This is a genomic window from Rhodoferax ferrireducens, from assembly GCF_003347515.1.
In the GTDB taxonomy this organism is placed as follows: Bacteria; Pseudomonadota; Gammaproteobacteria; order Burkholderiales; family Burkholderiaceae_C; genus Rhodoferax.
This window is the reverse complement of record NZ_QEII01000298.1, coordinates 95,075-113,145: the sequence shown is the minus strand read 5'-3', so window position 1 is coordinate 113,145 and position 18,071 is coordinate 95,075. Positions and strand designations below refer to the sequence as shown.

The following is an 18,071-nucleotide window of genomic DNA, read 5'->3' as shown; positions in this document are numbered from 1 at the left end:
CAAATGCCTTGCGTTGCGGAAAGGCGGAGGATTACCAATGAAGTTCAGGTTGGTTTTTTGGGTACTTGCTGGCTTCTTTCTCGCCGCTCCCCTGCGTGCTGACATCGTCAGCGCGATCGCCAAAGTCAAACCGTCGGTGGTCCTTGTCGGCACATTCAAGAGCACCAACAGCCCGCGTTTTAGCTTGCGCGGCACGGGCTTTGTTGTCGGCGATGGCAATCTGGTCATCACCAACGCCCATGTGCTTCCGCAATCGGCGGAAGAAGACGTCGAGGCGGGCCTGGTGATCCAGATCAGGGACGGCCAAAATGAATGGCAGATGCGACCCGCAACGCTGCTTGAAGGGGACAAGATTCATGACCTGGCCCTGTTACGTTTTCAAGGACCTGCGGCACCAGCGGTCACCGTACGTGATTCGGGCGCGGTTCAGGAAGGGCAAGCCATTGCCTTCATGGGCTTCCCGATTGGGGGGGCGCTCGGGTTTTCGCCTGTGACGCACCGCGGCATGGTGTCTTCCATTACCCCGGCGGCTTTGCCCACCCCCTCAGCCCGGCAGCTCAATCAACAAGCCATACGAAGTCTGCGTGGAGACGGCAGGTTCGACATCTTTCAACTGGATGGCACGGCTTATCCGGGAAACAGTGGGGGGCCCTTGTTTGACCCCGAGACGGGCGACGTGCTGGGCGTCATCAACATGGTGTTCATCAAGGGGACCCGGGAATCGGCCTTAACCAACCCGTCCGGGATCACCTATGCCATTCCATCCGCGCATATCCTGCAGTTGCTGCAACGCGGCAAAGTCAACTAGACCTTGCTATCGCCCATACACGTCTTCAAATCGGACGATGTCGTCCTCGCCCAGATAGGAGCCGGATTGCACCTCGATCATCTCCAGCGACACGCGGCCCGGGTTTTCCAGACGGTGCGTCGTGCCCAAGGGAATATAGGTTGATTCGTTTTCCGACACCAGGAAGATCTCGTCACCCTTGGTCACCTTGGCCGTGCCACTGACCACAATCCAGTGTTCAGCCCGGTGATGGTGCATTTGCAGCGACAGTGTGCCGCCCGGCTTGACCACAATGCGTTTGACCTGAAAGCGCTCGCCGGCATCCACGCTGTCGTACCAGCCCCAGGGGCGGAAGACCTTGCGATGGATAGAGCCTTCGGTTCGACCCTGTTTCTTGAGGCTGTCGACAATTTTCTTGACGTCCTGGGTCTTGTCCTTGTGCGCGACCAAAATGGCGTCCGCGGTTTCCACCACCACCAGATCGCTCACGCCTACACAGGCGATCAACCGGCCTTCCGAGAGCGCCAGCGTGTTGCGGCAGTCTTCCAATAGAACATCGCCTTGGGCGACGTTGCCTTGGCTGTCTTTGGGCAATACCTGCCACAGTGCGTCCCAGGCCCCCACGTCAGACCAACCGGCCGTGAGCGGAATCACCACCCCTGAGGGGAGGGCGCGTGCAACGGCGTCGGAACCCGTGGCGCCGGCGATGCGTTCCATGACGGCGTAATCGATGGAGTCAGGCGGGCAGTTGGCAAATGCTTCCTTGTTCACTCGAACAAACTCGCCATCGGCTGAACCCTGATCCCAGGCCGTCTGGCAGGCCGCCAGAATGTCAGGCCGGCAGGCGCCAATGGCCGCCAGCCAGACCGAGGCACGCAACATGAACAGGCCGCTGTTCCAAAGATAGGAGCCCGCATCCAGATAGGTCTGTGCCGTGGCCGCATCTGGTTTTTCCACAAACCGGGCAATCAGCCGGGCCGATGTGGGCTTGGCCGGGTCGGCTTGGCCGGCGAAGGTCGCACCGGCCTGGATGTAACCGTAGCCGGTCTCGGGCGCATCAGGTGTGATGCCAAACGTGACGATGGCGCCCTCGGCGGCCAGCAGCGAACCCTGGCTCACCACGCTCTGAAATGCCGCGATGTCGGTGATGACGTGGTCGGCCGGCATCACCAGTAGAATGGGGTTTGCTCCATTTTTAATAGCTGCAAGCGCAGCAATGGTGAGGGCTGGAGCCGTATTTCTGCCTATAGGTTCGAGCACGATGGTGCCCGGCTGGCCCAACAGACGCAGTTGCTCGGCGATGACAAAGCGGTATTCCTCACCGCACACCACCATGGGCGGTGCCAGCTCGACGCCGGCAATGCCCTCCACCCGGCGCACGGTGGCCTGCAGCAAAGAGTCGTCGCCAATCAGTGGCAGTAGCTGCTTGGGATATTTCTCGCGGGACAAGGGCCACAGGCGGGTGCCGGAGCCGCCCGAGAGAATAACGGGTTGAATCACCATGTTTTGTGTCGTCTTATTGTTCATGCTCGGGCATCGCCCCAACGCAGTTGCGAAGTGTCGTCACCGCGGTACAGGGTGTCGCCGTGGCGGTCGACACAGTAGTCGGGCGAGACAATCATTTCGCTGAAGCGCATGTCAGCGGCAATGCGGGTGTAGTCGAACAAAATGCTGCGCACCACCTTGGCCCCGGTGCGGATGTGGCTACCGTGACCGATCCAGGCCGGCCCCGTGATGGTGGCGCCGGGCTCGATACGGACGCTGGAACCGATGTACACAGGTCCTTCAATCGTGACCTTGTCCCACGGAACGGAGATGTTGAGGCCGACCCAGATGCCGGGCTTGATCTGGCGCCCGGGCATATTCACTTCGGCCACTTCACCGCGCAGTACGCGCTGCAAGACCGACCAGTAGTCGCTCACCCGGCCGATATCGATCCAATTGAAAAATCGATTCTGCACATAGAACGGCAGCTCTTTTTCAACCAGTTGGGGGAATAAATTTGAACCAATGTCATAGACTTTGCCCGAGGGGATCAGCTCCAAGGCCGCAGGTTCAAAAATATAGATGCCGGTGCTGGCCAGCGTCGATTTCGCCTCAGCCGGACTGGGTTTTTCCTGGAACGACTGGATCTTGCCATCCGATCCAGCCACAACAATGCCGTAGCTTTGCACCTCCGCCAGCGGTACATCCAGTGCCACCACGCTGGCGATGGCGCCCTTGGCTTTGTGCTCATGCAGGGCCGCGCCAATGTCCAGGTCGATCAGCGCATCGCCACACAGCACCAGCGTCGTGGTGTCAAAGAAGCCGCTGAAGTCCTGAATACGCCGCATGCCGCCCGCCGAGCCCATGGGGCGGGGCAGGATGTCGCCATGGTCAAGAACCCCCTCGTACGAGTAGCCAATTTGCACACCCCAACGGTTGCCATCGCCAAAATAGCGTTCAATTTCCTGATGGTGGTAGGCCACATTGACCATGATCTCGGTGATGCCGTGGCGCGCCAGGTGTTCGATCTGGTACTCCATCAAGGGTTTGTCCAAAATCGGCACCATCGGCTTGGGCAGGTCTTTCGTCAACGGCCGCACGCGGGTGCCTTGCCCGGCTGCCAAAATCATTCCCTTAGCCATGCTGGACTCCGTTCCTGTTGCTCATCTAGATCACTCCCTGAAGATTGTTGAAATTCAAATCGACGAATACCCTTTTGGGTTGCCGCTTTGCCAGCGCCACGCGTCCGAGCACATGGTGTCCAGCCCGCGTTGCGCACGCCAACCCAATAGTGTCAGAGCTTGAGCTGGATCCGCGTAACAGGATGCAATATCACCCGCGCGGCGCGGTGCGACTTGGTACGGTACGGCTTTGCCGCTGGCTTTCTCGAAAGCACGCACCATGTCCAGTACGCTGTAGCCAATGCCTGTGCCCAGGTTGACGGTCAGGCACTCCGGCTGTTTCTGCAACCGTTCGAGCGCCTTGAGATGCCCCAGCGCCAGGTCCACCACATGGATATAGTCGCGCACGCCGGTGCCATCGGGCGTGGCGTAGTCGTCGCCCCACACATTCAGGAATTCACGCCGCCCCACGGCGACCTGCGCGACAAAGGGCAGCAGGTTGTTGGGCGTGCCCTGCGGGTCTTCCCCGATCAGGCCGCTGGCATGCGCTCCCACCGGGTTGAAGTAGCGCAGGATGCCAATATGCCAACTGGGGTCGCTACGGTATAGATCGCGCAGCATCTCTTCGATCACCAGCTTGGTCTGACCATACGGATTGGTGGTTGACAGGGGATGGTCTTCCGTCAGCGGCAACTGTTGGGGGTCGCCATACACCGTGGCCGATGAACTGAACACCAGCGTCTTGACATCGCACGCCGTCATGGCCCGCAGCAGTTGCAGCGTTCCCACCACGTTGTTGTCGTAGTAGGCCAGCGGCTTTTGCACCGACTCGCCCACCGCCTTGAGACCCGCGAAATGAATCACGGCGGTGGCCTGGCTCTGGCGCAACGCGGCCGCCAGCGCCGCACCGTCGCGAATGTCGCCCTGAATCAGCGTGGGTGTCTTGCCGGTGATACGTTGCACCCGCGCCAGCGCCTCGGGCTGGCTGTTGCAAAAGTTGTCAAACACGGTGACGTCATGCCCCGCGTTAAGCAGTTCAACGCAGGTGTGCGAGCCGATATAGCCGGCACCGCCTGTTACAAAAATCATGGTCATGGGTGTGCTGCTGCAGTGGGATTCAGGTTAATCGGAGCAAGCGTCCAGAAACGACAGGCCTGCCGCGTCTTTGGCCGAGAGCTGGGGTGGCTCGTCCAGTTCGGGCCATTGAATGGCCAGCGTCGGGTCGTTCCAGGCGATGCAGCGCTCGTGTTCCGGCGCGTAATAGTCGGTGGTTTTGTACAAAAATTCGGCGCTATCCGAGAGCACCAGGAAGCCGTGGGCCAGACCGGGTGGCACCCACAACTGGCGCTTGTTGTCGGCCGACAAAACCTCACCCGCCCACTGGCCAAAGGTGGGCGAGTCAGGGCGGATGTCCACCGCCACGTCAAACACCGCGCCGGCCACCACGCGCACCAGCTTGCCCTGCGGGTGGTGCAACTGATAGTGCAGGCCGCGCAGCACGCCTTTCGCCGATTTGGAGTGGTTGTCCTGCACAAACGGCAGCTTCACCCCGGTGGCTGCGTAAAAGGCCCGCTGGTTAAAGCTCTCGTAGAAAAAACCGCGCTCATCGCCAAACACCCGGGGTTCAATCAGCAGCACATCGGCAATGGCGCAAGGGGTGATCTTCATCAATACACCTTCTCTTTCAGCAAGCGCAACAGGTATTGCCCATAGCCCGACTTGGCCAGGGGCAGCGCCAGCTTGTGCAACTGCTCGTCGTCAACCCAGCCGTGGCGCCACACGATTTCCTCGGGCGCGGCCACCTTGAGGCCCTGGCGTTTCTCGATGGTGTAGATGAACTGGCTGGCCTCCAGCATGGACTCATGCGTGCCCGTGTCTAGCCAGGCGTAGCCGCGGCCCATGGTTTGCACGTCCAGCGAGCCTTGCTCCAGATACAGCCGGTTCAGGTCGGTGATTTCCAGTTCGCCGCGCGCTGACGGCTTGATGCTTTTGGCCAACTCCACCACCTGGTTGTCGTAAAAATACAGGCCGGTCACCGCGTAGCGTGACTTGGGGTTTTGCGGTTTTTCTTCCAGGCTGATGGCGCGGCCAGCTGCATCAAACTCCACCACGCCGTAGCGCTCGGGGTCTTGCACCGCATAGGCAAACACGGTGGCGCCACGCGTCTGGCGGCTGGCGCTGTCCAGCAGCCCGGCAAAATCGTGGCCGTAGAAAATATTGTCGCCCAGCACCAGCGCACTCGGCGCGCCATCCAGAAAGGCTTCGCCAATCAGAAACGCCTGCGCCAGCCCGTCGGGCGAGGCTTGCACCGCATAGCTGATCTGAATGCCCCACTGGCTGCCGTCGCCCAGCAGCTGCTCGAAGCGCGGCGTGTCCTGCGGCGTGGAGATTACCAGTACCTCGCGAATACCCGCCAGCAGCAAGACGCTCAGCGGGTAATAAATCATCGGTTTGTCGTAAATCGGCAGCAGCTGTTTGCTCACCACCTGGGTGGCCGGGTACAGGCGCGTGCCCGAGCCGCCGGCCAGAATAATGCCTTTGCGGCGCACAGCGGCGCTGCCTGGCTGGCTGGTAGATGTGCTTGTCATTCCTGGTTTCTCCCTGTGATCTCTTGCAGCATGCGTGCGACCTGCACTTGCCATGGCGGTAGCACCAGCCCGAATGCGTTTTGCAGCCGGGTAGTGTCCAGACGTGAATTCAAGGGCCGTTGGGCCGGTGTCGGGTAGTTGGCGGTGGTCGTGGGCGCGACTTGTGCCGGGCCGGCCTTGAGTATCCAGCCCAGCGCTTGCGCCTGCGCTAGCACGAAGCGGGCGTAGCCGTGCCAGCTGGTCTCGCCCGCCGCCACGCAGTGGTACAGCCCGGCCAGTTCGGGTTTATTCATGGCCGCCACCAGTGCATGGGCCGTCACGTCGGCCAGCAGTTCGGCCGAGGTCGGCGCGCCGAATTGGTCGTCAATCACGCTTAATGTTTCGCGCTCGCCGGCCAGTCGCAACATGGTCTTGGCGAAGTTGCCGCCGCGTGCGCCATACACCCAGCTGGTTCTGAAAATCAGGTGCCTGGGGTTGGCGGCTGCCGCCAGCTGCTCGCCCTCCAGCTTGGTCTGGCCATACACGCTCAAGGGCCCGGTGGCGTCAAGCTCGCGCCAAGGCTGCTCGCCGCGGCCATCGAACACGTAGTCGGTGGAGTAGTGCACCAGCCAGGCGCCCAGTTTGGCGGCCTCGCTCGCCAGCACAGCCGGCGCCAGCGCATTCAGGGTGCGGGTCAGTTCCGGCTCGGCCTCGGCCTTGTCGACAGCGGTGTGGGCAGCTGCGTTCACGATCACGTCGGGGGCTACCCGGCGCACCGTCTCGGCCAGACCGGTCAGATTGGCCAAGTCGCCGCACAGCTGTTCCGGGTTGTGGGCAGGGTCACGGCCGAGGGCCACCAGCTCGCCCAGCACGGCCAGGCTGCGCTGCAGCTCCCAACCGACCTGGCCGCTGCTGCCGAATAACAAAATCTTCATGCCGGAATACCTGCGCCGTATTGCTGGGCGATCCAGTCGCGGTAGCCACCGCTTTGCACATTGGCCACCCAGTCCGGGTGGTCCAGGTACCACTGCACCGTCTTGCGGATGCCGGTCTCGAAGGTCTCGGCCGGCTTCCAGCCCAGTTGCTGCTCGATCTTGCGCGCGTCGATCGCATAACGCCGGTCGTGGCCGGGGCGGTCGGTGACGTAGGTGATCTGCTCTTTGTAGGGCTTGCCGTCGGCCCGTGGCTTGAGTTCGTCGAGCAGGGCGCACACGGTGTGCACGATGTCGAGGTTGGGTTTTTCGTTCCAGCCGCCCACGTTGTAGGTTTCGCCCGGCTGGCCGGCCTGCAACACCCGGCGGATGGCACTGCAATGGTCGCTGACGTACAGCCAGTCGCGAATCTGCTGGCCATCGCCATACACCGGCAGCGGCTTGCCCGCCTGGGCGTTCACGATCATCAGCGGGATCAGCTTCTCGGGAAAGTGGAACGGCCCGTAGTTGTTGGAGCAGTTGGTGGTGAGCACCGGCAGGCCGTAGGTATGAAAGTAGGCCCGCACCAGATGGTCACTGGCCGCCTTGGAGGCCGAATACGGGCTGTTGGGCTCGTAGCGGTGGGTCTCGGTAAAGGCCGGGTCGGTCTTGGCCAGTGAGCCGTACACCTCGTCGGTGGACACGTGCAGCAGCCGGAAAGCGGTTTTGGGCGCGGCGTCCAGCGCGCCCCAGTATGCGCGTACCGACTCCAGCAGATTGAAGGTGCCCACAATATTGGTCTGGATGAATTCGCCCGGCCCAGTGATGGAGCGGTCCACATGCGACTCGGCGGCAAAGTTGAGCACGGCCCGCGGCTGGTACTGCGCCAACAGGCCATTGACCAGCGCCGTGTCACCAAAGTCGCCCTGCACAAACACATGGCGCGCATCATTGGCGAGCGAGGCCAGGTTTTGCAGGTTGCCGGCGTAGGTGAGTTTGTCGAGATTGATGACGGGCTCGTCAGAGGCGCTGAGCCAGTCGAGCACAAAGTTGCTGCCAATAAAGCCGGCGCCGCCGGTGACGAGAATAGTCATGTGATTTGCGTCCCTGAAAACATAAAAACGGACTCAATTATGGCCAATGCATCTCCTGCGACCGCTTGTCGGCGCAGCCCGATCGATTTTAAAAAATGGCTTCTGGCCCAAGCTGATATTGGACAAACAGTGCACGGTTATGGGGTGAACGCGCCCATCAGCGCTTAAAGAATGTGCATCTGTTTGGCCGCCGCAGTCAATTCGGCGCGGAAATCCGGGTGGGCAATCGTGATCATTTCCTGGGCGCGCTGCTTGGCGGACTTGCCCCGCAGCTGCGCGACCCCGAATTCGGTGACCACGTAATTGATATCGTTCTTGCTGGTGCTCATGTGGGTGCCGGGCGCCAGCGTCGGCACGATGCGGGTGATCCGGTCGTTCTGGGCCGTGGACGGTAGCACGATGAAGGCCTTGCCACCGCGCGAACGGTTGGCGGCGCGCACAAAATCGGCCTGGCCACCAGTGCCGGAATAAGGCACATGGCCCAGACTCTCCGAGCCGCACTGGCCGAGCAGGTCGATCTGCAGCGTGGCGTTGATCGCCATCAGCTTGTCATTCCTGGCCGCAAGGTAGGGGTCGTTGGTGAAGTCAACCGGGTGTATTTCCAGCGCCGGATTGCGCTCCATGAACTGGTACAGTTTTTTGGAACCCAGCGCAAAGGTCGCCACCGACTTGCCCGGCAGATAGGTTTTTTTCCGGTTGGTGACGACGCCACTTTCGATCAGCGTCAGAATGCCGTCGCCAATCATCTCGGTATGAATGCCCAGGTCGTGTTTGTGCGTCAGCTGCATCACCACCGCATCCGGGATGCCGCCGTAGCCGATCTGCAGCGTCGAGCCGTCCTCGATCATGTCGGCCACATACTTGCCGATCGCGACCTGCACCGGGCCGATTTTCGGCAAGCCCACTTCCATCACCGGCTCGCTGCTCTCCACCAGCGCGGTCACCTGCGAAATATGCACATGGCAATTGCCATTGGCGAACGGCACATTCGGGTTCACCTCCAGCACCACGGCGCGCGCCTTGGCCACGGCGGCCATGGTGTAGTCGGCGCCCAGACTGAGCGAGAAATAGCCGTGCTGGTCCATGGGCGAGGCCATTGAAAACACCACGTCCGCCGGAATCTGGCCGCGCTCGATCAGGCTGGGCATTTCGGAGAAATAGCTCGGGATGAAATCGATCCAGCCGCTCTGGCCGCCCACCCGCGTGGCGGTGCCGAAGAAAAACGCCACATGGCGCACATGCTCGACCGTTTCCGGGTCGATGTAGCCAAACTTGCGCACCGCCAGGATCTGCCCGACCTTGACATCATGGAAGCGGCGCCGCTGCGCCGAGAGTGCGGTCAGCAGGGTGGGCGGCTCACCGACGCCGGTCGGGACGATGATGAAGTCACCGTTTTTCACCTGATCGATGGCATCTTCTGCGGTGCCGAGTTTTTTGAGATACAGATCCTGAACTGACATGGTGTATTACGTTCCCTGATTGCTGGTGTGTTGATGCGCGTGTGGCATGCCCGGAATGGTAGTTGATGACCAATGTCAGGCGCGGTATTTATGCTTTTTATGCCTCGATGCAGTCGGAATTATTAGTCGTCAGGCTGTTGGCCGGTATTTCATCCAGCGCTGAAAATTAACTGAAAATACAATTAACCCCAGCACGGTCGCCACCGCTATCAACCAATAAGACAGTTTTCCTGGGTTCGTGACCCAAATGTGAGCGCCAACATAATTCAAGAGAATCGTTAATAAAAAACTATACAACGAAATAGATCCAACAGTCTCAATCCAGCGAGAAGGACGCCACGTTAATACTGAGTTAAACCGATCAAGAAGTACAAGCAGCCCAAATAACAGCGCAGTCACATGCATTAGTCGAAATACGCCTAAATTCTGCTTTGAGGCCAAAACTAAACTATAAGCTTCAATCATTCCGCCATTCATTTTTTGAATGACATAGACAAGTGTTAATCCAAAAAAAATCAGTGCAGAAAATGCAACCGCCCACTTGTAATAATCTATTTTCCAAACTGACTTATCAAAAATATTAAAACGACCACCAGCAAGTCCAAAGTAAAAAATAAGCTGCCATGCCATCGGATTAAAAGCCCAGCCATTTTCCCGTCCAAAAGTTCCTCCGTCGATATTCAGATCAGGAAAAAATTGAACCGCTGCATAAAGCAAGACACTCGCCAAAAGTGCCATCGTCACAGAACGGACAAGCACAAACGCAAATAGTGGAACGCCAATCAAGAAAACAAAATAGTATTGAAGTATCCCCAACAATGCTGGGTGTCCCTGCAATGTCAAGAATTTCCACATCGCATCAAACGGCTCATCGCCAACATAAATGAAGCCAGTCAACGTCAGGAGCTTAATGCCCACGACGCCAGAGAATGCGGCGAGCACAACAAAAATGACAACATTGAATATGTACAGCTTGATGGCCCGATCAAAACTACGTTTAATCAGATTTCTAATGTCCACCACTCGCTCACAGGGCACATAAAGCCGACCAACTAAATAACCAGACAAGAGGAAGAAAATTTCAGCTGACGACGAGTATCCAAATGCAGTCAATGTGGGAAATGATTGACCCACCCGTCCCAATTCATTGGTTAGCCAAGATAGATGATTCAAGGCAATAGTAATTATTGCCACCCCTCGAATGAAATCCAATCGCCGATCTCTTGGCTGTCGTGCAGCACCATTGACATTTTTATTCATAGTCAATGCAGAATCACCAGGCAACCCATATCAGTGCCTGCAGACCTGAATACACAATGTTCCCTCAAAGGTTTCGCCCGGTTCCAGTTTGATTGGCCTGGCCACGCAGACCGGCTCCACGCACACAAATCGGCGCCAGTCGCCGGCCGGCAAATCGGCCAGTGCTGTCGCGCCGGCTTCGCCCGGGTTCCAGACCATCCATTGGTCAAAGCCGGTGGCGCTGAGCCGCAGTGAATAGGCGCCGGCATCCAGTATCACTGGGGGGCAAGCATCAAACAGGCGCTCAAAAGGTTGTTCGTTCCAGCCCAGGTCGCCGGACGGCTGGGTGCGCAGCGCCGTGTCGTAGCGGTCCTGCAGCGCCAGCCCGGCCAGGCCGAAGAGACTGCTGCGCAGCACATCCGGCACCGCAAAATAAGGATGCAGGCCGCCGGTCCAGCTGAACGCCTCGCGACCGGTGTTGCTCACCTGCAGGCTGAATACCAGCGTATCGGTTTGGGCCTGCGCCTGCAGTCTCAGCCGGACGGCGTGCGGCCAGGCGGGGTAGTCATCCGTTGCAATGTCCAGGCCGTAGCCCAGCCGGTGTCTCCCCGGCGCGGCTGTGTCCTCCAACAGATGCCAGTGCGCGCTGCGCACTAGGCCATGCTTGGGCAATGCGGGTCGCCTCAGCAAGGCCGGCAAGCCCGCTAACGCGGGTGGCCCGGAAATAGGCCCGTCCGCAAACTGCGGGAACAGCACCGGCACGCCACCGCGCGCGGGCGCCGGGGCTGAACCGGCGCCGGGCAGACCCACGGACAAGGGACTCAGATAAAAAATGCCGGCGGTATTGGCAAGGCTGGCCTGCAAGACCTGCGCGCCCACGTCCCGGTGCGTCAGCCGGGGCGCGGTTTCATGGCAATCACTGGCTAAGTTTTTATTGATCATTTAGGCCTATAGCCCCCGTGGATAGTGCGCAGGTAGCTTCTTTATTAATAGCATATTGAGTCTGCCAGCAAGCCGCTTTCATAGGTTGCTGGCTGGTGTCGAACGTGGCTCGAAAACGGGGGCGAACATGGGCACGAGCAGTCGATTGCCGAACTCGCTCAGATGGTTGTCATCGAAATACAAGGGTCGCCCGTCTTTAGAGCCGTGACAGCGGCCATCCCAGCATAGATAGGGCAGGGGGTCGAGGATTTTCACCCCGCATTGGTCGCGTGCGGCGTCCTGTGCGGCCCAGACGACATCGTGGCGTTGGTGATACTCCGCGAGAGAAATGGAGACTTCTTCACGCTGGCCCCGAAAAACCAGGGTCCGGGCGGTGTGAGGCACATCAACGTCCATTTCTGGAAACGGCCGCACCAGGTAAACCTGACGCTGTTTGGCCAGCTGGCAGGCCGAGTCGGTCAGGCGCTGGGAGAATTCCGCCAGAAAAGCCGGGCTGGCGGTATCCGACGGCTGCGTGAAATACACCAACGGCCTGTGGAGATCCTTGCTGCCGGGCATGTTATGGCCCATCGCGTACAGGCTGGTCCGGTTGACAATCACCAGCGGAATCTCCTTGGGCACAGTGAGCAACTCATTCTTGGCCCAGTCGAGAAAGCGGCCACATTGGGACTCCGCGGCAAGCATCCTGTGTGGGGCGGGCAACACGCCAAACAGGGTGGGACATGCGGTGTACGACCATTCCATCACGCCATCGTCGGACAGCGGCGCGGCCGCCGCCAGCGAAGACACGACGGCATTGGCATGGCTGTCGCCCAGCAGGATGGCGCGACGCGTATTGCCGCCCATCATGCAGGACGGCGACGCGATGCCGGTGGCGGGATGGCAGTTCTTGTGGCGCGGGTTTCGGTTCAGTGCCTCCTGGCTGATCAGCTCCAGCTTGGACGGAAAGCGCCCGGGTATGCCCTGTTTCCATTGCGCCAGGGCGCCCGGCGCCGCGACTACTGCGGTCCCACAGACCAGAGCGGCCACGCCCCAGCCGCGGCGCAGCTTGACCAGCTGCTGGCGCGCCGGTGTCTCGACCCAGATATAAGACAGATGGCCCAGCAGCAGCGTCAGCAGCAGACCGCCGACCATCGCCAGCGGTTCGCCCTGCCACTCGGCATAAACCGTTGCCACCACCACCGGCCAGTGCCACAAATACAGCGAATACGAGCGTGTGCCCAGCCATTGGGCTACGCGGTGGCCGGTCCAAAAAGTGTTGGAGCGCGCCGCCAGCAGCACCAGCACCGCGCCCAGCACGGGCACGAGCGCCCGCCAGCCCGGCCAGGCGGAGCTGGCGTCGAAGGCCACCAGGGCCGCGATCACCAGGCCAAAGCCGCAAAACTCCAGGGCCATACGCTGGCGCGGCGTCAACACCAGGCGGTGCGCCAGCAGGTACACCAGACCGCCGGCCAGCATTTCCCAGGCCCGGGTGGGCAGCAGGTAAAAGGCCGGCGTGGGCAGGCGCGGCGTCAAGACGATCGACAGAGCCAGCGAGCCGAGCAGGGCGAGCGTCATCACGACCACCAGGGGCCGGCGGCCCGGGCGCCACTTCCACACTCCGAGCAAGACCAGGGGCAGCAGCATGTAAAACTGCCACTCCACTGCCAGTGACCAGGTGTGCAGCAGCCATTTTTCGTGCGATGCCGCGTCGAAATAGCCGGCCTCGCGCTGGAACAGGATGTTGGAGAGAAAGCTGAGGGCGGCCAGCGCATGTTTGCCCAGCATCTTGTAGTCCAGCGGCAGCAGCAGCCACCAGCCGAGCGTCATCAGCACGGCACACAGCACCATCAAGGCCGGCAGAATGCGGCGCGCCCGGGCCATGTAAAACGCCCAGACCGAAAACCGGCCTTCGCGCTCCAGACCACCGACCACGATGCCGGTCATCAACAAGCCGGAGATCACGAAAAACACGTCGACCCCGATAAAACCACCGCTGATGCCCGGGACACCAAAGTGGTAGAGGATGACGGCCACGACGGCCCAGGCGCGCAGGCCGTTGATGTCGTTGCGAAAGCCGGGTGCAGTTTTGGCGTGTTGCGTCATGTGAATGTCAGCGTCCGATCGCCAGGTACTCGAAGCCCAGACCGCGCACCAGCTTGGGGTCGTACATATTGCGGCCATCGAAGATCACCGGCGTCTTGAGTTTGGCTTTGAGGGTGGCGAAGTCGGGGCTGCGGAACTCTTTCCACTCGGTCACGATCACCAGCGCATCGGCGTCTTGCAGCGCGGCGGTCTGGTTCTTGGCGTAGCTCAGGCCCTTTAGGTCCGGAAAGCAGTGTTTGGCCTCGGGCATGGCTTCCGGGTCGAAGGCGGTGACGGTGGCGCCAGCGGCCAGCAAGTCCTTGATCACCTCGCGGCTGGTGGCCTCGCGCATGTCGTCGGTGTTGGCCTTGAAGGCCAATCCCCACAGCGCAAAGTGCTTGCCGGCCAGGTCCTCGCCAAAACGTGCCTTGATCTTGGTGCCCAGCACATGTTTTTGCGCGTCGTTGGCGGCTTCCACGGCGGTCAGCACCTGCAGTTCCATGCCGGCGTCCATCGCTGCGGTCTTGATCAGCGCCTTCACGTCCTTGGGAAAACACGAGCCGCCATAACCGGCGCCCGAGTACAAAAAGTCGTAGCCGATGCGCGGGTCGCTGCCAATGCCTTTGCGCACGCTCTCGATGTCGGCGCCCAGCTTTTCGGCCAGGTTGGCCAGCTCGTTCATGAAGCTGATGCGCGTGGCCAGCATGGCGTTGGCGGCGTATTTGGTGAGTTCGGCGCTGCGGATGTCCATCACGATCAAGCGGTCGTGGTTGCGCTGAAACGGCGCGTACAGCGCCCGCATGTAGAGCACGGCCTGCTCGTCGTCGCAGCCCACAATGATGCGGTCGGGTCGCATGAAGTCCTCCACCGCCGCGCCTTCTTTCAGGAACTCGGGGTTGGAGACCACGCTGTAGGGCGTGTCCACGCCGCGTTTTTTAAGCTCCTCGGCCACCGCCGCCTTGACGATATCGGCCGTGCCCACCGGCACCGTGCTCTTGTCCACGATGACCTTGTAGTCGGTCATGTATTTGCCGATGTTGCGTGCCGCCGCGGTCACGTATTTCATGTCGGCCGAGCCGTCTTCACCGGGCGGCGTGCCCACGGCGATGAACATGATGGTGCCAAAGTGCGCGGCGCGCTCCAGGTCGGTGCTGAAGTGCAGGCGCCCGGCCGCCACGTTGCGGCGCACCATCTCCTGCAGGCCGGGCTCAAAAATCGGGATGCCGCCTTCTTCCAGCGTCTTGATCTTGGCCGGGTCCACGTCCAGACACAAAACATCGTTGCCCACTTCGGCCAGGCAGGTGCCCGACACCAGGCCCACATACCCCGTGCCAATTACAGTAATTTTCATGAAGATTTACCCCTTAATACCCAAAATTTATAAGAAATAGGCCTCTGGCCCTTGTCCATCAAGCGCATATAGCTATTGTTTAAATAGTAATGTGCGCGCGCCTGATGGACTTGCCCGGCGGGCTCAAGCGAGATCGATGCAGTTTTTCAGGCGGTCCGTGAAGGCCGGTTGCCCGTATTCACTGATGCTGTCGCCTGACTTGAGCTGGCTCCGGATGCCCAGAATGGTGGCGATGTCGCCCGCTTCCTCGGCCACGAAAATGCCCGACTTCTGGCCCAGCCATTTGGCGGTGGCGAGTTGATGCTCATTGCGGTGCTCGCCCAGCGAGGCTTTGCGCGGCAGGACCAGAATCGGCTTCTGGTATTTGAGCGCGGTCAGGATCGAGCCCATGCCGGCGTGCGAGATGATCAGGTCGGCCGTGCGGATCAGCTCATTGGCTTTGTCGGGCGGCACGAAATCGGCAAAAGTGCAGTTTTTGGGCTTGTAGTGGCCAGGACCAATTTGCGCAAAAACGGTTTCGCCGGGATGCTTGCCGGCCCAGACATCAACCGCTTCAATCAGCCGGTCAAAGGCGAGCTGCGTGCCTACGGTGACGAAAATCATAAAACCGCCCCCCAGAATTGCGGGCCTTGCGGCTTGGCCAGATGCTCCCACTGCGTCAGCCAGACATGGGCAAAACGCCCGGCTTGTTTGCCCGAGTTGGAGAGTTCTTCGGAGTTGGCGATGCTGTCGACCCAGATCGTCCTGGCGCCAAACAGGCGCGACAGCACGATGGCGGCAAAACCGGGCGCGGCGCCGGTGGTGATCACGATGTCGGGCCGGATGCGCAGCAGGTGCATGAACACCTCAAAAAACATGCGCAGCAAGCCCAGTTTGTCCCAGATATTGGCGTCCGTGACGGTGACCAGCGCTGAATCCACGTCCTTGGCGTAAGCCGCGTTGGTGGTCATGAAGGTGACGTCGTGGTGCAAATAGGCGGGGCGCAGGCGCAGCAGCTGCACCCAGTGCCCGCCACCCGAGGCCACTGCCAGTACTTTTTTTCGTTTCAAGGTATTCATCCGTCACTCGTGGTTAAAAGAAATCAATTGCTGGGTGAGAGGGCGGTCGATAGCCAACCGCCCTGACCGGCTTCCAGCTCGATGTAGAGGGCGGTTCTTTGCCTGGCCGGGGCCAGCGCAGGCGACTCGCCGCGCCATATCCTGAACGGGCGCGAGCCTGAGACAGCGAACAAGAACTGCTGCTGCCCACACTGCAGCGTGAAGCTCTTCAGCGCAGCATTCATGTGGATCAATGACCAGCCCTTGATATGCGGCGACAGCTTGAGCGGTGCCAGGACCTCGTCTGGTTTGTCCAGCGCCGGCGCGGGCAGGGTGCAGTCGCTGTGGTAGAGCACGCCGGTTGATCTGGCGACAGCGGCGGAAGCAGCGGCGGTGGCGTTGGCGGGCGTTATGTTCTTGAAGGTCACCGCATCCGTGAAGCGTCGATTGCCGTCAACCGAGAGCGCACGCGAGACGCTGATGTCTTTGGCAAATCCGTCGAATTCAGCCGACACGCCCTTGCCATCTGTTCGTGTCCGACTCACCGGTTTGAACCAGTTGCTGCTGCCGTTGCCATCCACCAACGGACCGCTATAGGACGCGGCCAGCTTGTAAAAGGCGCGGTGCAGCTCCGATCCATAGGCGGGCGAAACGGAGTTCCGCAGGACCCAGGTATTGCCGAACTTCAACTCGACCGACAAGGCGTCCTGATGGGCGTGAAAACGCTCAGCCTGTCCTGCCCGCAGTAAGGCAACCCAGCCCTCGTCCTTGAGATAAAGCGACCGCAGGCCGCCAACCCAGGTGTATGACTTTGCAGACGCATCGAAAACCGGGAATTTGAGCGGGTGGGGCACATCGGTGACCGGGTCGAGCAATTCGCTCCATCCCGGTGATTTTTGCGATTCGGCGATGCCCACATCGGTCGGGATCACGCGCCTGGCGCGTTTGGCGAGTGCCAGATCGGGAATCTGGACCGGTCGATTCATGTCGTTGATGATGGGGCCATCGCCGCCACCGAAGGCGACCTGGGACGGCGCCATCATCAGCCGCTGCAGATAGGCGCCCACCTCTTCGAAGCGGCTGGCCTCGCCTCTGAGCGAGGCTGAAATCAGCAGATCGGTCAGCGCTGTAGCCACATAAGACTGGTATTGCGGCGACAGCTCAAACCAGAAGCCGTCCTGGCTGACACCAGTCTTCAGCAAGTTGAGCAAGCCAAATTTGCCCGCTGTTGCGGACTCCAGCATGGCCGCGTCGGCACACTCCATGGCCATGATGGAGGCGCCAGCACCGTACCAGACGGCCACGTTATGCACTTCACGCTGCGCCCCCAGCATGGCCCGTCCCATGGGCAGTAACAGATTCCTGCACCAACCCTCGACGCGTTCCGCCGGGACGTGGCCGCGCAACAGCCGTGCGGTGTCCGCCAGTGACGCGGCCACGGTGCTTTCATCCAGCGGCTGCAAGAAAAGCTTGCCCGAAGGTGCGGACTTGTCGGTGCTGGGCGACGCATAAATCGATTGGTACACATCGAGTTGGGCGGCAGCCCACTCGGCAAACTCCACCTTGCCGGTGAGGCGGTACAAGCGCGCCGCTGTGAGCATCATGGCGATGTTGTGCTGGCGTTGCATGAAAATGCAGGCCTTGAAGGTTCGAGTGGCCTCGGCTCCGAATTGCTGGCAGTTCATACTGGGCGCCCAGCTCAGGAAGGCGCCGGTGCGTGGGTCCGCCAGGTCGTGCGCCCATCCCGCACTCCATCGGGGGTTGTCGCGGGGGGCCGTCATCCAGCCGCGCAAAGTCTCTGATTCTTGTGTGACCCAGGCATTCCACGGCGGCTGGGTGGCCAACTGGCTCGCCTCCGCGAATCGCTCAACGGCCACCCGGTTGGCTGTTTCCGCAAGCTCCGACGCCGACCCCTGGCCCGCGCATGAGAAGGCCAGACCCGTAACGATCAGGATATTTTGCCAACAAGAAAAGAGTTTCATGGAAAAGTGGATCCAGGTTTCGAAAGATTCT

Annotated in this window: 16 protein-coding genes; 1 reads left to right on the top strand and 15 read right to left on the bottom strand. The window is 60.5% G+C overall.

Annotated features, from left to right (window positions below; all coding sequences use genetic code 11):
- Positions 1 to 37: 37 nt before the first annotated feature.
- Positions 38 to 808: a S1 family peptidase gene (locus C5P05_RS20995; protein WP_114971790.1), complete on the top strand. Its 771-nt coding sequence runs from the start codon at positions 38 to 40 to the stop codon at positions 806 to 808.
- A 6-nt stretch (positions 809 to 814) separates the two neighbouring features.
- On the opposite strand, the gene C5P05_RS20990 is transcribed toward C5P05_RS20995, so the two are convergent.
- From C5P05_RS20990 to C5P05_RS20920, 15 genes are all read right to left on the bottom strand, one after another.
- Complete coding sequence (locus C5P05_RS20990) at positions 815 to 2,314, bottom strand: mannose-1-phosphate guanylyltransferase/mannose-6-phosphate isomerase (protein WP_269813954.1); 1,500 nt, start codon at positions 2,312 to 2,314, stop codon at positions 815 to 817.
- On the bottom strand, positions 2,311 to 3,402 hold the full coding sequence (locus C5P05_RS20985; protein WP_198674816.1) for a sugar phosphate nucleotidyltransferase: 1,092 nt from the start codon (positions 3,400 to 3,402) through the stop codon (positions 2,311 to 2,313). Before C5P05_RS20985 ends, C5P05_RS20990 begins: the two co-directional genes overlap by 4 nt.
- A 66-nt stretch (positions 3,403 to 3,468) precedes the next feature.
- Positions 3,469 to 4,488 (bottom strand): UDP-glucose 4-epimerase GalE, encoded by a 1,020-nt coding sequence (galE, locus tag C5P05_RS20980; RefSeq protein ID WP_198674810.1) that lies wholly within the window; start codon positions 4,486 to 4,488, stop codon positions 3,469 to 3,471.
- A gap of 27 nt (positions 4,489 to 4,515) precedes the next feature.
- Positions 4,516 to 5,061 carry a dTDP-4-dehydrorhamnose 3,5-epimerase gene (gene rfbC, locus C5P05_RS20975; RefSeq protein WP_114971787.1) on the bottom strand — a complete coding sequence of 182 codons (546 nt, stop codon included), beginning with the start codon at positions 5,059 to 5,061 and terminating at the stop codon, positions 4,516 to 4,518.
- Positions 5,061 to 5,981, bottom strand: coding sequence for a glucose-1-phosphate thymidylyltransferase RfbA (gene rfbA, locus C5P05_RS20970; RefSeq protein WP_114971786.1), 921 nt, complete (start codon positions 5,979 to 5,981; stop codon positions 5,061 to 5,063). Before rfbA ends, rfbC begins: the two co-directional genes overlap by 1 nt.
- Positions 5,978 to 6,895, bottom strand: a complete 918-nt coding sequence (gene rfbD, locus C5P05_RS20965; RefSeq protein ID WP_114971785.1) for a dTDP-4-dehydrorhamnose reductase — start codon at positions 6,893 to 6,895, stop codon at positions 5,978 to 5,980. The genes rfbA and rfbD overlap by 4 nt, the downstream gene beginning before the upstream one ends.
- On the bottom strand, positions 6,892 to 7,965 hold the full coding sequence (gene rfbB, locus C5P05_RS20960; protein WP_114971784.1) for a dTDP-glucose 4,6-dehydratase: 1,074 nt from the start codon (positions 7,963 to 7,965) through the stop codon (positions 6,892 to 6,894). Before rfbB ends, rfbD begins: the two co-directional genes overlap by 4 nt.
- Positions 7,966 to 8,129: 164 nt before the next feature.
- The gene (locus C5P05_RS20955) at positions 8,130 to 9,425 is read right to left on the bottom strand and encodes an acetyl-CoA hydrolase/transferase family protein (RefSeq protein WP_114971783.1); all 1,296 of its coding nucleotides are present in this window, start codon (positions 9,423 to 9,425) and stop codon (positions 8,130 to 8,132) included.
- A gap of 129 nt (positions 9,426 to 9,554) precedes the next feature.
- Positions 9,555 to 10,685, bottom strand: coding sequence for an OpgC domain-containing protein (gene opgC / locus C5P05_RS20950; protein ID WP_114971782.1), 1,131 nt, complete (start codon positions 10,683 to 10,685; stop codon positions 9,555 to 9,557).
- 30 nt (positions 10,686 to 10,715) lie between these two features.
- Positions 10,716 to 11,606 (bottom strand): D-hexose-6-phosphate mutarotase, encoded by an 891-nt coding sequence (locus C5P05_RS20945; protein ID WP_114971781.1) that lies wholly within the window; start codon positions 11,604 to 11,606, stop codon positions 10,716 to 10,718.
- Between the two features lie 78 nt (positions 11,607 to 11,684).
- On the bottom strand, positions 11,685 to 13,691 hold the full coding sequence (locus C5P05_RS20940; RefSeq protein ID WP_114971780.1) for an acyltransferase family protein: 2,007 nt from the start codon (positions 13,689 to 13,691) through the stop codon (positions 11,685 to 11,687).
- 7 nt (positions 13,692 to 13,698) lie between these two features.
- The gene (locus C5P05_RS20935; protein WP_114971779.1) at positions 13,699 to 15,021 is read right to left on the bottom strand and encodes a UDP-glucose dehydrogenase family protein; all 1,323 of its coding nucleotides are present in this window, start codon (positions 15,019 to 15,021) and stop codon (positions 13,699 to 13,701) included.
- Positions 15,022 to 15,144: 123 nt separating this feature from the next.
- A complete protein-coding gene (locus C5P05_RS20930) occupies positions 15,145 to 15,624 on the bottom strand; it encodes a glycosyltransferase (RefSeq protein ID WP_114971778.1) in 480 nt (159 codons plus the stop codon).
- Positions 15,621 to 16,079 (bottom strand): UDP-N-acetylglucosamine--LPS N-acetylglucosamine transferase, encoded by a 459-nt coding sequence (locus C5P05_RS20925; RefSeq protein WP_114971777.1) that lies wholly within the window; start codon positions 16,077 to 16,079, stop codon positions 15,621 to 15,623. The genes C5P05_RS20930 and C5P05_RS20925 overlap by 4 nt, the downstream gene beginning before the upstream one ends.
- A 23-nt stretch (positions 16,080 to 16,102) precedes the next feature.
- The gene (locus tag C5P05_RS20920) at positions 16,103 to 18,040 is read right to left on the bottom strand and encodes a heparinase II/III family protein (protein ID WP_157979413.1); all 1,938 of its coding nucleotides are present in this window, start codon (positions 18,038 to 18,040) and stop codon (positions 16,103 to 16,105) included.
- Between the last annotated feature and the right edge of the window lie 31 nt (positions 18,041 to 18,071).

Bases quoted from the DNA above. Each gene is read 5' to 3' on its own strand.
- C5P05_RS20995 (WP_114971790.1), top strand. From the start codon at position 38: ATGAAGTTCAGGTTGGTTTTTTGGGTACTTGCTGGCTTCTTTCTCGCC.
- C5P05_RS20990 (WP_269813954.1), bottom strand. From the start codon at position 2,314: ATGAACAATAAGACGACACAAAACATGGTGATTCAACCCGTTATTCTC.
- C5P05_RS20985 (WP_198674816.1), bottom strand. From the start codon at position 3,402: ATGATTTTGGCAGCCGGGCAAGGCACCCGCGTGCGGCCGTTGACGAAA.
- galE (WP_198674810.1), bottom strand. From the start codon at position 4,488: ATGACCATGATTTTTGTAACAGGCGGTGCCGGCTATATCGGCTCGCAC.
- rfbC (WP_114971787.1), bottom strand. From the start codon at position 5,061: ATGAAGATCACCCCTTGCGCCATTGCCGATGTGCTGCTGATTGAACCC.
- rfbA (WP_114971786.1), bottom strand. From the start codon at position 5,981: ATGACAAGCACATCTACCAGCCAGCCAGGCAGCGCCGCTGTGCGCCGC.
- rfbD (WP_114971785.1), bottom strand. From the start codon at position 6,895: ATGAAGATTTTGTTATTCGGCAGCAGCGGCCAGGTCGGTTGGGAGCTG.
- rfbB (WP_114971784.1), bottom strand. From the start codon at position 7,965: ATGACTATTCTCGTCACCGGCGGCGCCGGCTTTATTGGCAGCAACTTT.
- C5P05_RS20955 (WP_114971783.1), bottom strand. From the start codon at position 9,425: ATGTCAGTTCAGGATCTGTATCTCAAAAAACTCGGCACCGCAGAAGAT.
- opgC (WP_114971782.1), bottom strand. From the start codon at position 10,685: ATGAATAAAAATGTCAATGGTGCTGCACGACAGCCAAGAGATCGGCGA.
- C5P05_RS20945 (WP_114971781.1), bottom strand. From the start codon at position 11,606: ATGATCAATAAAAACTTAGCCAGTGATTGCCATGAAACCGCGCCCCGG.
- C5P05_RS20940 (WP_114971780.1), bottom strand. From the start codon at position 13,691: ATGACGCAACACGCCAAAACTGCACCCGGCTTTCGCAACGACATCAAC.
- C5P05_RS20935 (WP_114971779.1), bottom strand. From the start codon at position 15,021: ATGAAAATTACTGTAATTGGCACGGGGTATGTGGGCCTGGTGTCGGGC.
- C5P05_RS20930 (WP_114971778.1), bottom strand. From the start codon at position 15,624: ATGATTTTCGTCACCGTAGGCACGCAGCTCGCCTTTGACCGGCTGATT.
- C5P05_RS20925 (WP_114971777.1), bottom strand. From the start codon at position 16,079: ATGAATACCTTGAAACGAAAAAAAGTACTGGCAGTGGCCTCGGGTGGC.
- C5P05_RS20920 (WP_157979413.1), bottom strand. From the start codon at position 18,040: ATGAAACTCTTTTCTTGTTGGCAAAATATCCTGATCGTTACGGGTCTG.